Here is a 4,043-nt window from a genome sequence, read left to right as displayed (position 1 = left end):
GCAGATGCCGGTGCTGTCTTTCTTGTCGAACGTCGGGATGCGCTCGCGCTCGGCGATTGCACGCACTTCGCGCTTGGTGAGCTGCGCGAGCGGAAACAGGGCTTTCGACAATTGCCGCTGGCTCAGGCGGTGCAGGAAATAGCTTTGGTCCTTCGTGCCGTCCTCCGCCTTGAGCAGCTGGAACGCGCCGTCGACTTCGCGCACGCCGGCATAATGCCCGGTCGCGATGCGGTCGGCGCCCGCCTTCAGGGCGTAATCGAGGAACGCCGCGAACTTGATCTCGTTGTTGCACAGGACGTCGGGGTTCGGCGTGCGGCCCGCCTTGTACTCGGCCAGGAAGTGCGCGAACACCCGTTCCCTGTATTCGCCGGAGAAGTTGACCTGCTCGATGTCGATGCCGATGACATCGGCGACGCTGACCGCATCGACGCAGTCTTCGCGCGACGAGCAGTATTCGTCGTCGTCATCGTCTTCCCAGTTTTTCATGAAGATGCCGATGACTTCATGGCCCTGCTGCTGGAGCAGGTGTGCGCTGACGGCGGAATCGACACCGCCCGACAGGCCGACCACGATGCGTTGGACTTTCATAGGGGCGCAATTTTAGGTGGCAGGTGTCGTGTGGGTGACGCGCAAGGTCTTGGGCCCTGACTAAGCTCGCCGAGCTGGCCTTCTCAGGCCGGCACACGTCTTCAGGGCGGGGTGAAATTCCCCACCGGCGGTATGCCACGCAAGTGGTGAGCCCGCGAGCGCCTTGCGCCTCAAAGGGCAAGGGTCAGCAGACTTGGTGCGATGCCAAGGCCGACGGTCACAGTCCGGATGAAAGAAGATGTGCCGATGCAAGCGCGCTCACGCCAACCCCCGGCGTGAGAGCGCCTGTGTTTGCGCGCCCTGAAATGTTTTTCGCCCACTGTTTTGCGAGGAGCGTTTCAATGTCTCAACCGACCTTCAATTCCTTTCCCTCCCGCCTGCGCGCAGCCCTCAGGGCGCTGCACCAGGGCCGGCCCATCCTCCTGTTCGACGATGACGACCGCGAGAACGAGGCCGACCTCATCGTGGCCGCCGAGCGCATCACGCCCGAGACCATGGCCATGCTGATCCGTGAGGGCAGCGGCATCGTCTGCCTGTGCCTGCCCGACGAGGCACTGCAGCGGCTGCAGCTGCCGCCCATGGTGCCGCGCAACGAGAGCCGCTATGGCACGGCCTTCACGGTGTCCATCGAGGCGCGCCACGGCGTGGCCACCGGCGTGAGCGCGGCCGACCGGGTAACAACCATCCGGGCCGCCATTGCCGACGACGCCATGGCCGAAGACCTGGTGAGCCCCGGCCACGTGTTTCCGCTGCGGGCACACCCTGGCGGCGTGCTGGCACGGGCCGGCCACACCGAGGGCTCGGTCGACCTGATGGTGCTCGCCGGCCTCAAGCCTGCGGCGGTGCTTTGCGAGCTGATGAACGCCGACGGCAGCATGGCGCGCGGCGAGCAGGTGGAGACGTTTGCGCTGACGCACGGCCTGCCCACGCTCACCATCGCCGAGATCGTGCAATGGCGGCGCTCGCAGGAGCTGAGCACTGCCGGCTGAGCAGGCTCAGACCATCCGGAAGCTCGCGTTGCCGCGTGCGATGAGGCGCTCGCCACAGACCACGCGGCATTCTGCGAAAGCGAGGGTGCGGCCCACTTTCAGCACGGTCGGCTGAAACTCCAGCCAATCACCTTGCTGGGCCGCGTCGATGAAATCCAGCGCCAGTGACACCGTCACGGCGCTGGCTTTCTGCGTGCCCGTTTGCTCACGTGCACGGCGCACCACCGACAAGCCCATGGCGTTGTCGGCCAGTGCCGAGATCAAGCCACCATGCGCGAAGCCGCGTGCGTTGCAATGCGCAGTGCGCACCTCCACGGCGAGGTTCACCGCCTCGGCCGTTTGCTGCATAAAGAGCGGCTCCCACGGGTCGGTGAGCGGACTGCGCCGGGTGTGCGGTGTGTAGTCAGTGGGCGTGTTCATCTTGATGCCTTCCGTGTTGCGGGCCAGGGGGGGCGGGTTGGCGCCTGCTTTCGCTTTTTGAGCCAGGCGATGTGCGACACCAGCGTCTTGCGCAACGCTCGCTGTTCGGCGATGAGCGTGTCGACCTCGGCGATGCGCTCGCGCATGTGGTCGACCATCTCGTCGATGGTGAGCGTGCCGCCGCGGTAGCGTGGCAGCGTGCCGCCGATCTGCGCGAGCGAGAAACCGAGGTCACGGCTCATCGAGATGAAGATGACTTCGCGCACCGTGCGTTCAGAGAACTCGCGGTAGCCCGCCGCGCTGCGCTCGGCGCGAATCAGGCCTTGTGCTTCGTAGCGCCGCAGCCGGTGCACCGACACGCCGGTGCGCTGTGCGAGTTCAGACACTTTCATACGTGACAGGCTAGCAAGCCTCGCACTGTGCGAGGGTCACCCACGCGTCAGTTCACGGCTTGATTTCGGGCGCGAAGAGCGTGGTGTCGGGGCTGATCAGCGACAGCGGGTATCGCTTGCCGGCCAGGTAGTCTTCGATGCAGGTCAGCACCAGCTTGCTGCGGTGGCGCTCGCGGCTCGCGTGCAATTCGGGCAGTGTCATCCACAGCGTGCGCACGATGCCTTCGTCGAGCGAGCGCGCCGAGTCGGGCTCGCCCACGTGGCCGGCGTAGGCCAGGCGCAGGTAGGTCACGTCTTCGCAGGTGGCCGGCCGCTGGAAACGCGAGAGGTACACGCCGACCACGCACTCGGGGGTGAAACGGCAAGTGGTTTCTTCCAGCGCCTCGCGCACCACCCCTTGCTCGGGCGACTCACCCGGCTCCAGATGACCCGCGGGGTTGTTGAGCTTCAGGCCTTCGGCGGTGTCTTCTTCCACCAGCAGGAAGCGCTGCTCGCCGTCGATCACACGCTCGATGATTGCCGCCACCGTGACACTGGGTTTCCAACGTTCTGCCATGGCGCGATGGTAGGTGTCGCTGGCATAAGACGTTCTACGGCGGACACGCTCGCACAATGCGTTACGCTCGCGTGTTTTGTAAGTTCGGCGCAAGTTACTGTCGCGTCGGCGACTGAGGAGTGAGATCCATGTTGATTGGGGTACCGCAAGAGACGATGGCCGGCGAAACGCGTGTAGCGATCACGCCTGAGACTGCCAAGAAGCTCAAGGCCCAGGGCCACACCCTGCGCATTCAGTCGGGGGCCGGTGTCGCTGCCAGCGTCACCGACGAGGCCTATCAGGCTGTCGGCGCCGAGATCACCGACCAGGCAGGCGCCTTTGCCGCCGACCTTGTACTCAAGGTGCGCTCGCCACTCGACTCGGAGCTGAGCCTCATGAACACCGGCGCTGCGCTGGTGGGCATGCTCAACCCGTTCGACCGAGACAACCTGCAGCGCCTGGCCGGGGCCGGCGTCACGAGCTTTGCGCTTGAAGCCGCGCCGCGCACCACCCGAGCCCAAAGCATGGACGTGCTCTCCTCGCAAGCCAACATCGCCGGCTACAAGGCCGTGATGATCGCGGCCGACAAGTACCAGCGCTTCTTTCCGATGCTGATGACGGCCGCTGGCACGGTGAAGGCCGCGCGCGTGGTGATCCTCGGTGTGGGCGTGGCCGGTCTGCAGGCCATCGCGACGGCAAAACGCTTGGGCGCTGTCATCGAAGCGAGCGACGTGCGCCCATCGGTGAAAGAGCAGGTGGAATCGCTGGGCGCCAAGTTCATCGACGTGTCATACGACACGGCGGAAGAGAAAGAAGCTGCGGTTGGCGTGGGTGGCTATGCCAAGCCAATGCCGCAAAGCTGGCTTGATCGCCAGAAGGTTGAGGTGGCCAAGCGCGTGGCCGCCGCCGACATCGTGATCACCACCGCGTTGATCCCCGGCCGCGCTGCGCCGGTGCTGGTGACCGAAGAGATGGTCAAGGCCATGAAGCCCGGCTCGGTGATCGTCGATCTGGCGGCGGCGCAAGGCGGCAACTGTCCGCTGACCGAAGCCAACAAGACGGTCGTGAAGCACGGCGTCACTCTGATCGGCGAAACCAACCTCGCAGCGCTGGTGGCGG

General features: G+C 65.3%; 6 protein-coding genes and 1 riboswitch. Of the genes, 2 read left to right on the top strand and 4 right to left on the bottom strand.

Annotated features, from left to right (window positions below; genetic code table 11):
* Positions 1-588: tRNA 2-thiouridine(34) synthase MnmA (gene mnmA / locus AC30QB_RS05060; RefSeq protein ID WP_489545100.1), on the bottom strand; the 588-nt coding region annotated here is incomplete at its 3' end.
* Positions 589-681: 93 nt separating this feature from the next.
* Positions 682-832, top strand: a riboswitch (FMN riboswitch).
* Between the two features lie 97 nt (positions 833-929).
* Between mnmA and ribB the strand changes: the two genes are divergently transcribed.
* On the top strand, positions 930-1,577 hold the full coding sequence (gene ribB, locus AC30QB_RS05055; protein WP_489545099.1) for a 3,4-dihydroxy-2-butanone-4-phosphate synthase: 648 nt from the start codon (positions 930-932) through the stop codon (positions 1,575-1,577).
* Between the two features lie 6 nt (positions 1,578-1,583).
* Here ribB and AC30QB_RS05050 read toward each other — a convergent pair whose 3' ends face one another.
* Genes AC30QB_RS05050 through AC30QB_RS05040 form a run of 3 tightly spaced genes read right to left on the bottom strand, consistent with a single transcriptional unit; the run spans position 1,584 to position 2,945 of the window.
* Complete coding sequence (locus tag AC30QB_RS05050) at positions 1,584-1,997, bottom strand: PaaI family thioesterase (RefSeq protein WP_489545098.1); 414 nt, start codon at positions 1,995-1,997, stop codon at positions 1,584-1,586.
* Complete coding sequence (locus AC30QB_RS05045) at positions 1,994-2,389, bottom strand: MerR family transcriptional regulator (RefSeq protein WP_489545097.1); 396 nt, start codon at positions 2,387-2,389, stop codon at positions 1,994-1,996. The genes AC30QB_RS05050 and AC30QB_RS05045 overlap by 4 nt, the downstream gene beginning before the upstream one ends.
* Before the next feature lie 52 nt (positions 2,390-2,441).
* The gene (locus AC30QB_RS05040; protein WP_489545096.1) at positions 2,442-2,945 is read right to left on the bottom strand and encodes an NUDIX hydrolase; all 504 of its coding nucleotides are present in this window, start codon (positions 2,943-2,945) and stop codon (positions 2,442-2,444) included.
* 128 nt (positions 2,946-3,073) lie between these two features.
* Between AC30QB_RS05040 and AC30QB_RS05035 the strand changes: the two genes are divergently transcribed.
* Positions 3,074-4,043: NAD(P) transhydrogenase subunit alpha (locus AC30QB_RS05035; protein WP_489545095.1), on the top strand; the 970-nt coding region annotated here is incomplete at its 3' end.

Origin of the sequence: Rhizobacter sp., from assembly GCF_046595475.1 — a bacterium.
In the GTDB taxonomy this organism is placed as follows: domain Bacteria; phylum Pseudomonadota; class Gammaproteobacteria; order Burkholderiales; family Burkholderiaceae_C; genus Rhizobacter.
This window is presented reverse-complemented; position numbering and strand designations above follow the sequence as displayed.

Excerpts from the sequence above, each read along its gene's own strand:
- ribB (WP_489545099.1), top strand. The coding sequence starts at position 930 with ATGTCTCAACCGACCTTCAATTCCTTTCCCTCCCGCCTGCGCGCAGCC.
- AC30QB_RS05050 (WP_489545098.1), bottom strand. The coding sequence starts at position 1,997 with ATGAACACGCCCACTGACTACACACCGCACACCCGGCGCAGTCCGCTC.
- AC30QB_RS05045 (WP_489545097.1), bottom strand. The coding sequence starts at position 2,389 with ATGAAAGTGTCTGAACTCGCACAGCGCACCGGCGTGTCGGTGCACCGG.
- AC30QB_RS05040 (WP_489545096.1), bottom strand. The coding sequence starts at position 2,945 with ATGGCAGAACGTTGGAAACCCAGTGTCACGGTGGCGGCAATCATCGAG.